Origin of the sequence: Gordonia sp. ALPHA1B1 (assembly GCF_005502615.1) — a bacterium.
GTDB lineage: Bacteria > Actinomycetota > Actinomycetes > Mycobacteriales > Mycobacteriaceae > Gordonia > Gordonia hongkongensis.
Window position 1 is genome coordinate 1 of sequence record NZ_SCOC01000061.1, and the last position, 14,527, is coordinate 14,527.

Sequence of the window (14,527 nt, forward strand, 5' to 3'; positions counted from 1 at the left end):
TCTTTGTCGTCGGATTTGTCGTGGGTGAAGTCTTCGGTCTCCCGGGCGCGAGAGACGGCGATCGGTTGCACGCACACCATCTGCACCCCGACCGCAGCGGTGAGGTCTCGGACGGTTTTCCAGCGATGCCCGGTCGGTTCACACGCGATGACGATGCCGGCAAACCCCGCAGCAGCAGCGGCGGTACGGCTCCACTCGATCGCGGTGGCCAACTGTGGTGGCGCGCAGTGAAACGTGCGGCGCGCCACGATGCGGGAGTCGTGATCGACCACCGCGACGACTTGTTTGTTCGATGCCAGATCGATCGCTGCGACCGCGTGGTCGCGGCGCACGATCCCCCGGAACCGGGTCAACCGATCGTTCCGACGCTTGTCACCTCGACTCAAACGACTAGCCTTAGACATTGACATCCTCCTTTTGTGGTTGGGATAACCAAGCCCCTTATGACCACATCAGGAGGATGTCCCAGTTACCAAAGCCCTTCCAGCTATTACTAGGTGCGAGGAGCGTTAGCGACGAGCCTCGAAGGGTTGGCGACGCATCTCACCAGGACCCTTCGTGACGGCCTCCGCAAGCTCCGGCCTCCTCAGGGAGCAGTGGTTGGGGCCCGCTCCGAGCCACAACGAGTTCTCTCGCAGTCCACAACGGCCGTCAGGCCGCAGCTACTGAGGTGCGAGGAGCAAAGCGACGACGGCTCCCCGCCCCCTAAGGTGCGAGGAGCGCAAGCCGCCGGGCCGAGCAAGCGAGGAAGGAGCGCGTCGAGGTCGACGAGCCACGAAGGGCCCGGCGAGCTGACCCGGAAACGGACTCAGACGCCCAGCTTCGCCTTCACGTCGGCGATCGACGGGTTGGTGGCGGTGGTGCCGTCGGCGTAGAGGACGGTCGGGACGACATGGTTGCCGCCGTTCACGCTGCCCACGAATTCGGCGGCGTCCGGGTTCAGCTCGATGTCGATCTCCTGCCAGCTGATACCGCTGCTCTTGAGGCCGCGCTTGAGGCGCGCGCAGAAGCCGCACCACGACGTGGTGTACATGGTCAGCTCACCGGAGTCGGAGGTGCGGGCGCCGGCCTCGTCGTCGATCACGTTGCTCATGGGTCCCATAACACCATGTCCGGGCCTGCTGTTCCCGTCCGCGTTGTTCGCCTGCCGGCGGCGTCGGTGGTTGGTGACATAGTGGACGCCGTGCCTCATCCGACTTCTGCCGCGAAACCCGAGTCCCCGCGTCGTGCTGCGGTGTCGGCGAGTGGTGGCGCGGTCGAGGGACTCGACCCCGAGCAGAGCGCCGCAGTCCTGGCGCCGCGCGGACCGGTGTGCGTGCTGGCCGGGGCGGGCACGGGCAAGACCCGGACCGTCACCAGGCGCATCGCCCACCTCGTCGACACCGGCCAGGTCAATCCCGGCCAGGTCCTGGCGGTCACCTTCACCGCCCGCGCCGCCGGCGAGATGCGCACCCGCCTGCGCAGTCTCGGTGTCGGCGGTACGGGGGGCAGCGTCGCGGCCCAGACCTTCCACGCGGCCGCCATGCGTCAGCTGCGGTACTTCTGGCCGCGTGCCTTCGGTGACGCCCGGTGGGAGCTCCTGGACAACAAGTTCCCGCTCATCTCGCGGGCGGCTCGCCGCTCCGGCCTCGACACCTCGACCGACACGCTGCGAGACCTGTCGTCGGAGATCGAGTGGGCCAAGGCCTCGCTGATCTCACCGGAGAACTACGTCGAGGCGGTCGGCCGGCTCGGCCGCGAGTCCCCGGCACCGCCGCCGAAGGTCGCGGCCGTGTACGGGCACTACGAGGACGCCAAGGTCTCGCCCGACGGGGACCGGTTGCTCGATTTCGACGACATGCTCATCTACATGACCCAGATCCTCACCGTCGAACCGGGCGCCGCGGACGAATTCCGTTCGCGGTACCGGTGTTTCGTCGTCGACGAGTACCAGGACGTGACGCCGGTGCAGCAGGGTCTGCTGGACGCCTGGCTCGGGGAACGCGACGACCTGACGGTCGTCGGTGACGCCAACCAGACGATCTACACGTTCACCGGTGCCTCGCCGAACCATCTCTTGGATTTCAGTCGCCGGTTCCCGGAGGCCACGGTCGTCCGTCTCGAGCGCGACTACCGGTCCACCCCGCAGGTCGTCGATCTGGCGAACCGCGTCATCGGCGCCGCCCGGGGGCGCATCGCGGGAACCCGCCTGCAGCTCATCGGACAGCGCCCGCCCGGGCCGGCGCCGCAGTTCGCCGAGTACGACGACGAGCCCGCCGCCGCGACGGCGATCGCCATCGAGATCAAACACCTCATCAGATCGGGGGTCGCGCCCGCCGAGATCGCGATCCTGTACCGCGTCAACGCACAGTCCGAGAACTACGAGCAGGCCCTGACCGAGGTGGGCATCCCGTACCAGGTGCGCGGCGGCGAGGCGTTCTTCGCGCGCACCGAGGTCCGGCAGGCCATGCGGCAGCTCGCGACGGTCGCTGGCCGCGAGGTCAGACCCGACGTGGAGCTCCTCGACGTCGTACGCGCGGTGCTGGGCGAGCTGGGTCTCAGCGAGGAGCAGCCGTCCGGTGCGCAGGCGCGCAGCCGGTGGGAATCACTGAAAGCGCTGGTCCAGCTGACCGAGGACATGGTCGCCGAGAACCCGGAACTGACGCTGCCGCAACTGTCGGCCGAACTCGCCGCCCGCGCCGAGGCGCGCCATCCCCCGACGGTGCAGGGCGTGACGTTGTCGTCGCTGCACGCGGCCAAGGGACTCGAGTGGGATGCGGTGTTCCTCGTCGGACTCACCGACGGGTCGCTGCCCATCAGCCAGGCGATCAAGGGGTCCTGGGAAGAGGTCGAGGAAGAGCGGCGACTGTTCTATGTCGGAGTGACGCGTGCCCGCGAGCACCTGCACCTGTCGTGGGCCCTGGCCCGCAACGAGGGCGGCCGTGCCCGGCGTCGCTCGCGGTTCCTCGCCGACCTCGTGCCCGACGACTCGCCCGCGTCGCCGATCGCGAAGGAGCGCGCGCCCCGCCGCGGACCGACCTGCCGGGTCTGCGGTTCCCGGTTGATGGATTCGACCGCGACGCTGCTCGGTCGCTGCGCCGGGTGCCCGTCGGATCTGGACGAAGGACTGCTGGTCTCGCTCAAGGAGTGGCGTCGCGAGCGGGCCCAGGAGAAAAAGGTGCCGGCCTTCGTCGTCTTCTCCGACAAGACCCTCACCGCGATCGCCGAGCAACGACCGACCGATACCGCTGCGCTGGTGGCGATCTCGGGAATCGGGGCGAAGAAGGTCGACGAGTACGGCGCCGAGATCATCGAACTCGTCGAAACCGCAGGTCAAAAATAGGTTGTGCGGGTTTCGGCCCAGCGTCTACTCTGAGTCCCGTCAGTACGGGGATGGGTTGTGTGCGTCCGTCACACCGGCCCGCCACAGTCACCGACGACCGACACGAACGCGGAAAGCCACGAGACCAGAAGGGAGTGGATCAGTGAACGGAATCACCGTGAGCCAGGCCGGCATCTGCCAGTCTGCGGCGAACCTGAGAGCAGCCGACACGCATGCGCCGAAATTGCATGCGCTGAAGCCGAATCAGCCCGCCATCGCGCGTACCGGTCGCACCCGCTCCTGGATGCCGGTCGCCCGAGCGTGCACGAGCTTTGCACGCCCGGTCGCCGTCCCGCCGGCGGCTCTGCACCTGGCAGCCGAAGCGCGCGTCGCGCGAATCGCACCGCCCGCAGCAGCAGTAGCACCCGCGCCGCGTCGGTTCCCCGTTCTGTTCCGAAGTTCCCGGAGTTAGATCTCCGAGACATTCCGGGCCACGGGCGAATCGCAGAGGCGACACCCGTGGCCCTCTTTTTCTGTCACCGAATCTCCACCCCGATCCAGGGGTCTCGGACACAGAGCCACATCGAGGACTCGGGTTCAACACCCCAAACGAGCAGATGTGGAGAAACCAATGACTGTCGAATGCCTCCTCGAGTCCTGTATGTCGGCGGACCGCGCAGCGACCGCCCGGCTCGACCTGCCCTGCCAGGTCTCCGACGCAGATCTGTGGTTCGCCGAAGACCCCCGTGACCTCGAGCGTGCCAAGGCCATGTGCGCCGAATGCCCGTTGCGGGCCCAGTGCCTGCAGGCCGCACTCGATCGATCCGAGCCCTGGGGGGTCTGGGGAGGCGAGATCTTCGAGCGCGGAGCCGTCATCGCACGCAAGCGTCCCCGCGGTCGCCCGCGTAAGAACGTTGCATGACAACAACACCGACGCCGCGAGCGGAAATGCTCGCGGCGTCGGTGTCGTGTCTGCGGGGTGGGGTCAGTCGCCCAGGCCGGGGACCCACTCCTCCATGATGGCCCGGTATGGGGCATGCGCCTCGAGTTGCGAGGCGATGCCGACGCAGCCCCCGAGTACGCGGAAGACCATCACGAAACGCTTGGGCACGTTCAGGTTTCGTGACGTCTTGTACACCTCGCCGCGAACATCGGTGGCCTTGCCCGCGGCCCGCTGCATCCACTTCCGGGTGAAGTGGAACGACTCGCTGTAGAGCGGATCGACGTAGGGACGCAGGTAGGCCTCGAGGTCGGCACTCGTCACCTTGTTCGCGTGGGACGGGCGGATGAACTCGGCGGAGATCATGAGTTCTTTGAGTTCGTCGTACTTCTTGTCCCGCGCCAGCCGGAGAATCGGTCCGGTCTCGGGCGGGAGGCCTTCCGGATAGTGGCCGACCGCACCGAAGTCGAGTACGCCGAACCGCCCGTCGGTGGCCCGGAAGAAATTGCCCGGATGCGGATCGCCGTGGAGGAGTCCGACCCGGTACGGCGAGCTGACCTCGAATTCGGCCATCTTCGCGGCGGCGTCGTCGCGGGTCTGCTGGTCCCCGGTGGTGATGATCTTCGACAGCGGGACGCCGTCGACCCACTCCGAGACGACGACCTTGGGTGCACTCGCGACGACCTTGGGAATGAGGAAGTCGGGATGGCCGTCGTAGGCCTTGGCGAAGGCGCGCTGATTGTCGGCCTCGCCGAGGTAATCGAGCTCGGCCTCGGTCCGGTCGATGAGTTCGTCCATCATCGCCTTGACGTCGGTGCCGGGGGACAGGCGCTGCAGGAGTCCGGACATGCGGGACAGGGTCTTCAGATCGGCCTTCAATGCGTGGTCGGCCCCGGGGTACTGGACCTTGACCGCGACCTCACGGCCGTCGGACCAGATTCCCTTGTGTACCTGTCCGATCGAAGCCGATGCCGCGGGCTCGTCGGAGAATTCCCGGAAACGTTCGCGCCACCGGGTGCCGAGCTGCTGGTCGAGCACCTTGTGGACCTTCGCGGCCGGCATGGGCGGGGCGTCGGCCTGCAACTTGGTGAGCGCTTCGCGGAACGGCTCGCCGAACTCGTCGGGGATCGCGGCTTCCATGATCGAGAGCGCCTGCCCGACCTTCATGGCGCCGCCCTTGAGTTCGCCGAGAACGGCGAACAGTTGTTCGGCGGACTTCTCCAGGAGCTCCTGGTTGACCTCGTCCTTGTCCCTGCCGACCATGCGCTTGCCGAAACCGGCCGCAGCCCGCCCGGCCATACCGATCGGAAGAGAGGCCAGTTTCGCGTTGCGGCGACCCTGTCCTTTGGTGATGTCGGTCATAGCATCCTTTCCGCGTCACACAATAGACGACCTGGCTTGCTAGTCCGGTGCGGGACGACAATCGCAGGCCGGGTGCGGCGACCATTGTCTGATGTCCAGCCGCGTCGGGTCATCTCGGAACTCCAACACATGGTCGAGCAGCTGCGGATCGGGTCGCGGCTCCACATGCGGCCGGTCGCGTACGGCCTCCACCAATTGCTCGATCTGTGAGTGGGCCATCGCGGCGGTCATCGCCACCACGGCCGGGCTCGCCTGACCCGACGTCCGGATCAGCTGGACGGCCAGGGCCGGCCAGTCCGGGTCCGCGTCGGACCGGTGACGGTCCGCGCACATGAGGCAACTCGACAGTCCGGGGAGCACCAGCGGGCCGACGATGCCCACCCCGTCGCGTACCCGGACCAGCAGATGGGGGATCCGGGCCCGGGTCAGTGCGAACACCACCCGCGGATCGTGGACGACGAAGTCGGTCAGGATCACCAGGTCGGTGTCGACGGCATCGAGCGTCCCGTCGGGTAGCCGCCGCATCGTCCGTCGAGCTGACAAACCCATGCTGCGCAACGAGGTCGACAGCTGTTCGCTGAGCGGCCCCTGGCCATGGATCAGGACGTGGAACTCCGCGGCCGTGGGCGGGCGGTCGACAACCGCTCGGCCGGCCGACACCAGACTGCTCAGGACCAGATCGAGGTCGTCGTCGTGGAGGCCGGCCCGTCGGGCGCGGCGAGCGAAGGTGTCCGCCGTGCACGGATCCTCCAACGATCGAAGCAGCCCGGCGACGGAATACGCCGACACCGAGGCGTCGAAGTCGAAAAGCAGGCTGTCGGCCGGATCGATGCCCACGCGGACCGAGTTGCCCGGCTGGACGATGACGGGCGTCCCCGGGAGCAGCCGCGGGACCGCGGGCGGAACAGCGCAGGGGGACACCGAGATGGCGCTGGAACTCGTCCGGGCTGGCGACATGCGGCAACTCTGCCAGCCGAACGCCGTCGCGGGCGCTCGGCGAGCAGGTTATCCACAGCATGGCGCGTTCCACCGGTGGTGTGAATTCCTACGATCCGCCTCGTGCCGAGTCGCCGCCGTCGTCGTTACGGGACTCGTCGGTGGCGTCGCGCGCCTTCTCCTCGGCGATCGTCTTCTCGAGCTGTGCGATCGGGTCGTCGAGGTCGTCGCCGCCCAGGAGCCGGTCGATGAAACCCGCAGGGTTGTCGAGGTCATCGGCATCCGGCAGCAGATCAGGGTGTGCCCACACGCCGTCCCTGGTCGCGACGTCGGTGGCCTCCAGCGCGCGGCGCCACAGCTCCGACGCCTCGCGGACCTTGCGGGGCCGAAGCTCGAGACCGACGAGGGTTGCGAATGTCTGCTCGGCCGGCCCGCCCGACGCGCGCCGGCGTCGCATGGTCTCGGTGAGGGCCCCGGTACTCGGGATCCGGTCGCCGAGCGCTCGGGTCACGACCTGCTCTACCCAGCCCTCGATCAGGGCGAGGAGGGTCTCGAGACGGCCGAGCGCCGCTTTCTGCTCAGGTGTCGTGGTCGGCTCGAACGACGTCGACGAACTGATGATCTCCTCGAGTTTCGAAGGGTCGGAGAGCAATTGGGTCGGGTCGATCCCGGCGGTGGCGTCGGTGATACCGCTGAAATCGATACTGATGCCGCGGGCGTATTCCTCGACGGTGGTCAGCAACCGCTGACGCAGCCAGCCGACGTGGGTGAACAGGCGCACATGGGCGGCCTCGCGCGCGGCGAGGAAGACGATGATCTCCTGCGCCGGCTGCTCCAGACCCTCGGCGAACTTGGCGATCGCCTCGGGGAGCAGGACGGCGATCCCCTCGGGCGCCAGCGGCAGCCCGACGTCGGTCGACGTCAGCACCTCCTTGGCGAGCTGACCGAGCCCCTGTCCGAGCTGGGTGCCGAACGCCATGCCGCTCATCTGGGTCAGCATCCCGATCATCGGGCCGGCGAACTGGGCCGCCTCGGCGGGGAGGTTGTCCTGCCAGGTCCGGGCCAGCTGCTCGGCGACCGGGTCGCACAGACCCTTCCACGTGTCCATCGACTCCTCGAGCCATTGGACCGGTGTCCACGCCACCGTCTGGGTGACGCCGCTGGGGAAATTCGTCGCGTCGTCGAGCCAGACGTCGGCGAGCCGGACCGCGTCGGCCGAGGCCGAGATCTCCTTCTCGAGGATCGGGGTGAACGAACCGATCTGCTGGCGGGCGAGATTGGTCGCGACCGAGTAGTTCACCGGAGCGTTTCCGCCGCCCGCCATGCCCGCGCCCATACCGCTGAACATGTTGCCCAGTTGCGAGAACATCTGGCCGATCATGTTGGGATCGAACTTCGAGGGGTCGAAGTCGCCGCCGGGACCGCCTCCGAACCCCTGCCCGCCCCCGAATCCGAACGGGTTGGCCCCGCCGAACGGGTTGCCACCGGGATTGTCGCCCGGCTTGTTCTTGTCGCCGCTGTTCTTGTCGCGGTCGTCATCGCCGTCACCGGACGACGAGAAGCCGAAGGGCAGATCACTCATGGGTTCCACCGTACCGCCCGGTGAGGCCCGCAAACGGCGACGACTGTTCGCCCTGCGCGTAGCCGGCTCATGGTCGCCGGCGCAGCCGACTCGTGGTCGCTGCGGGGCACTATCGTGTGCGGAATGAGTTCGAGCCCCCGATTCCGGAGAATCGCCGCGGCCGCGGTCTCCACCGTGGTCCTGCTGGCGTTGCTGGTGCTCGGCACGCAGGTGCAGGTGCCCTACGCCGCGCTCGGGCCCGGACCCACGCTCAACACCCTCGGTACGACGAAGGTGGAGGACGACGGGGCGGTGGTGGAGCGCAAGGTCGTGCAGATCGACGGTGCGCCGACCGATCCGACGACCGGCCACCTCAACCTCACCACCGTCTCGGTGCGGGACGGGATCTCGCTGTTCGACGCCCTGGGCATGTGGGTGTCGGGCACCTACTCGCTGACGCCGCGCGACCAGGTCTATCCGCCCGACCGCACCACCGAGCAGGTCCAGCAGGAGAACGCGCAGCAGATGACGGGGTCCGAGGAGAACGCGACGGTCGCCGCGCTCCGTTACCTCGATCGTCCCACCGCGTTGCGCATCGCGAGCGTCGCACCCGACGGGCCCGCGGTGGACGTGCTGCGCGCCGGCGACGAGGTCGTGGCGGCCGGCGGCGTGCCGGTGGAAACGGGCGAGCAGCTGCGGAAGGTCGTCGGCGACAATCCGCCGGGGACCGTCCTGCCCATCGAGATCGTCCGCACCGGTGCCCGGCAGACCGTGTCGGTGACCCTCGGCACGCATCCGGCCGACTCCGAGGCCGGGTATCTGGGCGTCGTTCCTGAGGTGGTCGATGCCGATCCGCGCCTCGAGGTCACCTACAACGTGGGGGACATCGGGGGACCGTCGGCGGGGATGATGCTGGCACTCGCGGTCATCGACCAGCTGAGTCCCGGCGAGCTGACCTCCGGCAAGTTCATCGCGGGCACCGGCACGATCACCGACGAGGGGGTTGTGGGTCCCATCGGTGGGATCACGCACAAGACCCGGGCCGCCCGCGACGCCGGCGCGACGGTCTTCCTGGTCCCGGACCGCAACTGTGCCGAGGCGGTCTCGGAGCGACCGGACGGATTGGAGCTGGTGAAGGTCGACACCCTCGAGGGCGCTGTCGACGCGCTGAACGCGGTCGGCGCGGGCCGTCCGGCGCCGAGCTGCTGAGGCTTGCCAGGACTGCCGCGTCAGCCCCGGTCGGACGACTCCGGTAGATCGGGAGCGAAGGTGTCGCGCAGCGCGGCCCGCAGTTCGAGTGCCAGTTGCGGGTGGGTCAGCAGTTCGGGTTCCCCGTCGGGTTCGGGTCGAAGACGCATCAGCGCGAGATCGGCGCCGGTGCGCAGCACCCCGACCACCAGCCGCGCAACCTCCTCGCCCGGATGGTGATCGCCGGTGTCGGTGACCACGAAGCGGGGCGTCCGGTCGTCGTCTTCGGGATCGGCGATGACGATCTCCATACTCACCGCCGCCCCGGCGACCTCCTCCGGCCAGACCGCCGAGGCGAGGAACTCGTCGAGGTCGTCGATGTCTTCCTCCACCGGGGTGAACACTGAACCGTCGTCGGAGATCACCTCGGGAAGCTGTGCGTGGAGGAGGGCGGTCGGCGCCAGCGCGAACACGGACGGTGACTGACCCCAGCCACGGGAGTCGAGGTGTTCCATGATCTGGTTCAACGCGCTGCCGAGATCGTCGGTGGAGAAGGCGCGTGGTGTCGTCGGGAGGTCGGGCACGTGCTCATCCTGCCCTGGGTCGCGGTGCGACCGCGAGTCTGCGACGCCGCCAGGGAACCGCTGAGGTGTGGCGATCGTTGAGCGGGCGCCCCGAGTGAGTTGGTCACCCGGGTGGTGCCAGTACAGTGGGCACCACGCCCAGCAGGCACGTGTGCGCGGGTGGTGTCCGGATTGAGAGCTTTGGAGAGTGGGTCTGGTGGGCGTCCGAGGGCCGGCGGGAATGCCGACACTGTCACGCAGGAGCAAGATCATCATCGGGCTCGGCGTGGCCGTCCTGGTGCTGTTGCTCGTCGGGCCACGCCTGATCGGTCTCGCGACCGACTGGCTCTGGTTCTCCGACGTCGGGTATTCGAGCGTCTTCACCAAGGTGATCTGGACGCGCGTGATCCTCTTCCTGATCACGACGATCGTCGTCGGACTCATCATCTTCGGGGCGGTCTCCCTGGCGTACCGCAGTCGCCCGGTGTTCGTACCGACCGCGGGCCCGAACGATCCGCTCGCCCGGTACCGCACGGCCATCATGGGCAAGGTCCGCTGGTTCGCCATCGTTCCGGCGGTGATCATCGGCGCCCTGGCCGGTCTGGTCGCGCAGGGGTCCTGGGCGACCGTCCAGATGTTCCTGCACGGCCAGTCGTTCGGTCGGACAGACCCGCAGTTCAACCTCGACATCGGGTTCTACGCCTTCGACCTGCCGTTCTTCCGCTTCGTGCTCAACCTGCTGTTCGTCGTGGTCCTGGTGGCGTTCCTGGCGAACCTGGTCACGCACTACCTGTTCGGAGGTATCCGCCTGGGGCAAGGCGGTGGTTCGGTCACGACCGCGGCACGCATTCAGCTCGCGGTGCTGGCGGGCACCTTCCTGCTGCTGAAAGCGGCCGCTTATTGGCTCGACCGGTACACTCTGCTGTCCAGTCAGCGGAAGGCCGAGATCTTCCCGGGGGCGAGTTACACGGACATCAACGCGGTGCTGCCGTCGAAGCTCATCCTGATGGCGATCGCGATCATCTGTGCGGTGGCGTTCTTCGCCGGGATCGTGCTCCGCGACCTGCGGGTGCCGGCACTGGCCACCGTCTTGATGTTGTTCTCCGCGTTGCTCATCGGGGTCGGCTGGCCGCTGACGATGGAGCAGTTCTCGGTCAAGCCGAATGCCGCGCAGAAGGAAGCCGAGTACATAGAACGCGCGATCACCTCGACCCGCGAGGCGTACGGCATCGGGCCGGACAAGGTCATCACCCAGCCGGGCTGGACCGCCGGGCCGGCAAACCCGGCGCTGGTGAACAGCGATGAACCGACGCTGTCGAACGTCCGGATCCTGGACCCGAATGTGGTGTCCCCGACGTTCATCCAGCAGCAGCAGCGGCAGAACTTCTACGGATTCCCGACGCAGCTGGCGGTCGACCGCTATCGCATCGACGGCGAGCTCCGTGATTTCGTGGTGTCGGTGCGCGAGCTCGATCCGAGTCGCTATCTCGAAAACCAGCAGAACTGGCTGAACAAGCACCTGGTGTACACCCACGGAGACGGGTTCGTCGCCGCCCCGGCCAACCGGGTGAAGGAGTCGACGGACGTCAACAACGTCGACGGTGGCGGCGATCCGTTCTACTACGTCAGCGACACCTCGAACTACCAGACCGAGGAGTACAAGCGGGACGCCCCGATCAAGGTGTCACAGCCGCGGATCTACTTCGGCGAGCTGCTCGCGAAGATCGACCCGGATTACGCGATCGTCGGTTCCGACGACGGGCAGGCTCGGGAACACGACATCGGGGACGACAAGTACACCTACCAGGGGCCGGCGGGAGTCTCGCTCGGCAACTGGTTCTCCCGAGTCCTCTATGCCGGCAAGTACGCCGAGCGGAACTTCCTGCTGTCGGGCGAGATCAACTCGGCATCGAAGATCATCTACAACCGCGATCCCCGGGACCGCGTCGAACAGGTCGCACCGTGGCTGACGGTCGATTCGAAGACGTACCCCGCGGTGATGGAGGACGGCTCGATCAAGTGGATCGTCGACGGTTACACCACCCTCGACGACTACCCGTACTCGCAGCCCACGTCGTTGCAGAGCGCGACCGCCGACGCCCAGGACCTCAACCCGGGGCAGACCGGCCGGACGCAGATCAACAAGACCGTGTCCTACGTGCGCAACTCGGTGAAGGCGACCGTCGATGCCTACACCGGCGAGGTCGAGCTGTATCAGTTCGACACCGATGACCCGGTGCTGAAGACGTGGATGGAGGTCTTCCCCGACACGGTCAAGTCCCGCGCCGACTTCGACGCGCAGACCTCCCTGCGGGATCACGTCCGCTACCCCGAGGACATCTTCAAGATCCAGCGGTCGCTGCTGACCCGCTACCACGTCGATTCGCCCCAGACGTTCTTCCAGGCGAGCGACTTCTGGTCGGTGCCCTCCGATCCGACGGACCCGGACGCCGAGCAGCGCGGGCTGGACCAGCCCCCGTACTACTTCGTGGCCTCGGACCCGGAGAGCGGTGAGCCGACGTTCCAGCTGACCTCGGTGCTGACGCGACTCAACCGACCGATCCTGGGCGCCTATGTGACCGTGTCGTCGAATCCCGAGAACTACGGTCAGATGACGGTCAAGCAGTTGCCCAGCAACTCCCAACGGTCCGGTCCGCAGCAGGCGTTCAACCCGATGCGCACCGACCGAACGGTGGCGGAATCACTGAAGTCGCTCGAGAACACGGCGACGGTGACCTTCGGTAATCTCCTCACGCTTCCGGTGGGTGACAACGGCATCCTGTACGTCGTCCCGTTGTACGCACAGGCCCAGGGCGAAGAGGCCTTCCCCCGTCTGTTCCGTGTGATCACGAGGTTCGAATCGGCAGACCGGGTATCCGGGATCGGTTATGCACCCACGACTCGCGAGGCTCTGCGGCAGGTCGGCATCACGCCCGCTGCCGGAGTGGTCCCCGGCGATCAGCAGGCACCGCCCGCGCCGGACCAGGCCGGAACGCCGGCACCGGCCACGCCGGCACCGAATCAACCTCCGCAGCAAGGTGATTCGCCGGAGCGGGACGACGCGGCAAACGCCATCAGTGACGCGATCACGGCGCTACGCCAGGCTCAGCAGAGTGGCGACTTCGCAGCGTACGGCGAGGCACTCGACCAGCTGAGTCAGGCGGTTGCCCGCTACGAGTCGCTGGCGGCTCCCAACTAGTCGAACGACGACCCAGGCCGGGCGCTATCTGCGAGTCATACCGCTATCCGCGGTATTTCCGCAGGTAGCGCTCGGTTTCGTTGGGGGTGTTGTCGGGGAGCACCGGGCTGTGGTGGTGCCGGTGGCCCAGCGAGAAGAAGATCGACACCGCCGTCGTGAAAGCCGCGACCATCAGCAGGCCGCAGATGATCGCGGGGCCGACATTCCCGACCGCCATGTGGACCAGCCAGAGCGCGGCCATGGCGAATCCGGTCAGTGCCAAGACGAACCCGACGAAACTCATCGGATGGTTCCCGTGGCTCTCGTGGTGGAAGCGGTGGGTGTTCATGGTTCCTCCTCGGCGGGGCGTCTCGTGAGCCGAGTGTACGCCTGATGTGACTGGCATCACATTTCACAGCGGCGACGGGCGGGCTGTCCGGGTCGTCACGTCACCTGCCGTTATCGAGGTGCGAGTGACCGCCGTCACTGACGTTTTCCCAGGTCGGATGGGGTTGAAGTACCGATTTGCATCGCTGACAAACCGGTGTGTAACGTTGTGTTCACCAACGCGGGGTGGAGCAGCTCGGTAGCTCGCTGGGCTCATAACCCAGAGGTCGCAGGTTCAAATCCTGTCCCCGCTACCAACACCAAGAACCCCCGCCCGGGACACCCGGGCGGGGGTTCTTGCTATGTGCGGTCCTGTCTGAGGCGGGACAAGCCCGACGATTCGAGAACCCAACCGGGCAGGCCCGGATGCGGCCGCATCGGCGGGCGGATCATCCGCTCTGGTCGGTCCCCGTGGCACCGTCGCCGCCGGCTTGCCGACCGAACAGGCTGCGAAGTCTGCACTCCCAGGTCGTCGCATCGAGCGTCGTACCCACTCTGACCAGGCGATTTGACGGCGGGTGCGGCGGTGCGTAACTTATGTCGAGTCAGCGAGCCACGGCGCCGCCCCGGAAGGGCCTGAGAGGGTCTGATGGTGGGGAGTGGAGACCGGGTTTCTTGGCTGGCCGCCCCTGAATGTTTTGGCTTGAGTCGTTGTGGCTTGGGTAGAGTGTTTGGGGTTGCTGGGTCTCTCAGTGGTTCGGAATTCTTCGGGGTTGCGGGCTGCGGGATGGGTCTGGTAGGCTGGAAGAGTTGCCCCGGAGACGGGGTGGCTGGCAAGGTTGAATGCGAAGTGTGCTGGTGAGAGCCCTGATTTGGGGTGGGTAGCTGGTGGGTGTGTGTTCTTTGAGAACTCGATAGTGTGATGATGAATTGTCTGATGCCAATTTAGCATCGTGCATCTTTGTGGATGTAGATGTTTGTTTGTTGTGTGACGTTCGGGCCCCGTCCTGGGTGTCACATTTTGCTAGGTTTATTTTGGTCAGGTTGTGCTTTCCTGATTGTGTTGAAACGCCGGCCTTTTTTGGGGTTGGTTTTGTTTCACTGTTTTTTCATGGAGAGTTTGATCCTGGCTCAGGACGAACGCTGGCGGCGTGCTTAACACATGCAAGTC

The 14,527-nt window shown here is 66.8% G+C and carries 11 protein-coding genes, 1 tRNA gene and 1 rRNA gene; 6 read left to right on the forward strand and 7 right to left on the reverse strand.

Features of this window, described 5'->3' with window-relative positions; genetic code table 11:
• A partial coding sequence (locus FFS52_RS22645; RefSeq protein ID WP_171011711.1) for a transposase occupies window positions 1-404 on the reverse strand: 404 nt, incomplete at its 3' end.
• Window positions 405-808: 404 nt separating this feature from the next.
• Complete coding sequence (locus FFS52_RS22650; RefSeq protein WP_058251890.1) at window positions 809-1,093, reverse strand: mycoredoxin; 285 nt, start codon at window positions 1,091-1,093, stop codon at window positions 809-811.
• A gap of 81 nt (window positions 1,094-1,174) precedes the next feature.
• Here FFS52_RS22650 and FFS52_RS22655 point away from each other — a divergent pair, with 81 nt between their 5' ends.
• Together FFS52_RS22655 and FFS52_RS22665 are read left to right on the forward strand one after the other, a co-directional pair.
• Window positions 1,175-3,322 (forward strand): ATP-dependent DNA helicase UvrD2, encoded by a 2,148-nt coding sequence (locus FFS52_RS22655; RefSeq protein ID WP_137810993.1) that lies wholly within the window; start codon window positions 1,175-1,177, stop codon window positions 3,320-3,322.
• Between the two features lie 610 nt (window positions 3,323-3,932).
• A complete protein-coding gene (locus FFS52_RS22665; protein WP_137810995.1) occupies window positions 3,933-4,223 on the forward strand; it encodes a WhiB family transcriptional regulator in 291 nt (96 codons plus the stop codon).
• A 63-nt stretch (window positions 4,224-4,286) separates the two neighbouring features.
• Here the strand turns inward: FFS52_RS22665 and FFS52_RS22670 are convergent, their stop codons facing one another.
• The 3 genes from FFS52_RS22670 to FFS52_RS22680 all read right to left on the reverse strand — a co-directional run bounded on the left by FFS52_RS22670 (window position 4,287) and on the right by FFS52_RS22680 (window position 8,121).
• Window positions 4,287-5,603 carry an AarF/UbiB family protein gene (locus FFS52_RS22670; protein ID WP_058251887.1) on the reverse strand — a complete coding sequence of 439 codons (1,317 nt, stop codon included), beginning with the start codon at window positions 5,601-5,603 and terminating at the stop codon, window positions 4,287-4,289.
• 39 nt (window positions 5,604-5,642) lie between these two features.
• Window positions 5,643-6,560: a hypothetical protein gene (locus FFS52_RS22675; protein WP_137810996.1), complete on the reverse strand. Its 918-nt coding sequence runs from the start codon at window positions 6,558-6,560 to the stop codon at window positions 5,643-5,645.
• Between the two features lie 88 nt (window positions 6,561-6,648).
• The gene (locus tag FFS52_RS22680) at window positions 6,649-8,121 is read right to left on the reverse strand and encodes a zinc-dependent metalloprotease (protein WP_137810997.1); all 1,473 of its coding nucleotides are present in this window, start codon (window positions 8,119-8,121) and stop codon (window positions 6,649-6,651) included.
• Window positions 8,122-8,244: 123 nt separating this feature from the next.
• Here FFS52_RS22680 and FFS52_RS22685 point away from each other — a divergent pair, with 123 nt between their 5' ends.
• A complete protein-coding gene (locus FFS52_RS22685) occupies window positions 8,245-9,309 on the forward strand; it encodes a PDZ domain-containing protein (protein ID WP_171011712.1) in 1,065 nt (354 codons plus the stop codon).
• 20 nt (window positions 9,310-9,329) lie between these two features.
• On the opposite strand, the gene FFS52_RS22690 is transcribed toward FFS52_RS22685, so the two are convergent.
• Window positions 9,330-9,872 (reverse strand): PPA1309 family protein, encoded by a 543-nt coding sequence (locus FFS52_RS22690; protein WP_137810998.1) that lies wholly within the window; start codon window positions 9,870-9,872, stop codon window positions 9,330-9,332.
• A 187-nt stretch (window positions 9,873-10,059) separates the two neighbouring features.
• Between FFS52_RS22690 and FFS52_RS22695 the strand changes: the two genes are divergently transcribed.
• Window positions 10,060-13,050: a UPF0182 family protein gene (locus tag FFS52_RS22695; RefSeq protein WP_137810999.1), complete on the forward strand. Its 2,991-nt coding sequence runs from the start codon at window positions 10,060-10,062 to the stop codon at window positions 13,048-13,050.
• Between the two features lie 43 nt (window positions 13,051-13,093).
• Here the strand turns inward: FFS52_RS22695 and FFS52_RS22700 are convergent, their stop codons facing one another.
• Window positions 13,094-13,378 carry a hypothetical protein gene (locus tag FFS52_RS22700; protein ID WP_058251883.1) on the reverse strand — a complete coding sequence of 95 codons (285 nt, stop codon included), beginning with the start codon at window positions 13,376-13,378 and terminating at the stop codon, window positions 13,094-13,096.
• Window positions 13,379-13,596: 218 nt separating this feature from the next.
• Between FFS52_RS22700 and FFS52_RS22705 the strand changes: the two genes are divergently transcribed.
• Together FFS52_RS22705 and FFS52_RS22710 are read left to right on the forward strand one after the other, a co-directional pair.
• Window positions 13,597-13,673 (forward strand) — tRNA-Met (locus FFS52_RS22705).
• 791 nt (window positions 13,674-14,464) lie between these two features.
• A 16S ribosomal RNA gene (locus tag FFS52_RS22710) occupies window positions 14,465-14,527 on the forward strand; the annotation flags it as partial.

Bases quoted from the DNA above. Each gene is read 5' to 3' on its own strand.
- FFS52_RS22650 (WP_058251890.1), bottom strand. From the start codon at position 1,093: ATGAGCAACGTGATCGACGACGAGGCCGGCGCCCGCACCTCCGACTCC.
- FFS52_RS22665 (WP_137810995.1), top strand. From the start codon at position 3,933: ATGACTGTCGAATGCCTCCTCGAGTCCTGTATGTCGGCGGACCGCGCA.
- FFS52_RS22670 (WP_058251887.1), bottom strand. From the start codon at position 5,603: ATGACCGACATCACCAAAGGACAGGGTCGCCGCAACGCGAAACTGGCC.
- FFS52_RS22675 (WP_137810996.1), bottom strand. From the start codon at position 6,560: ATGTCGCCAGCCCGGACGAGTTCCAGCGCCATCTCGGTGTCCCCCTGC.
- FFS52_RS22680 (WP_137810997.1), bottom strand. From the start codon at position 8,121: ATGAGTGATCTGCCCTTCGGCTTCTCGTCGTCCGGTGACGGCGATGAC.
- FFS52_RS22685 (WP_171011712.1), top strand. From the start codon at position 8,245: ATGAGTTCGAGCCCCCGATTCCGGAGAATCGCCGCGGCCGCGGTCTCC.
- FFS52_RS22700 (WP_058251883.1), bottom strand. From the start codon at position 13,378: ATGAACACCCACCGCTTCCACCACGAGAGCCACGGGAACCATCCGATG.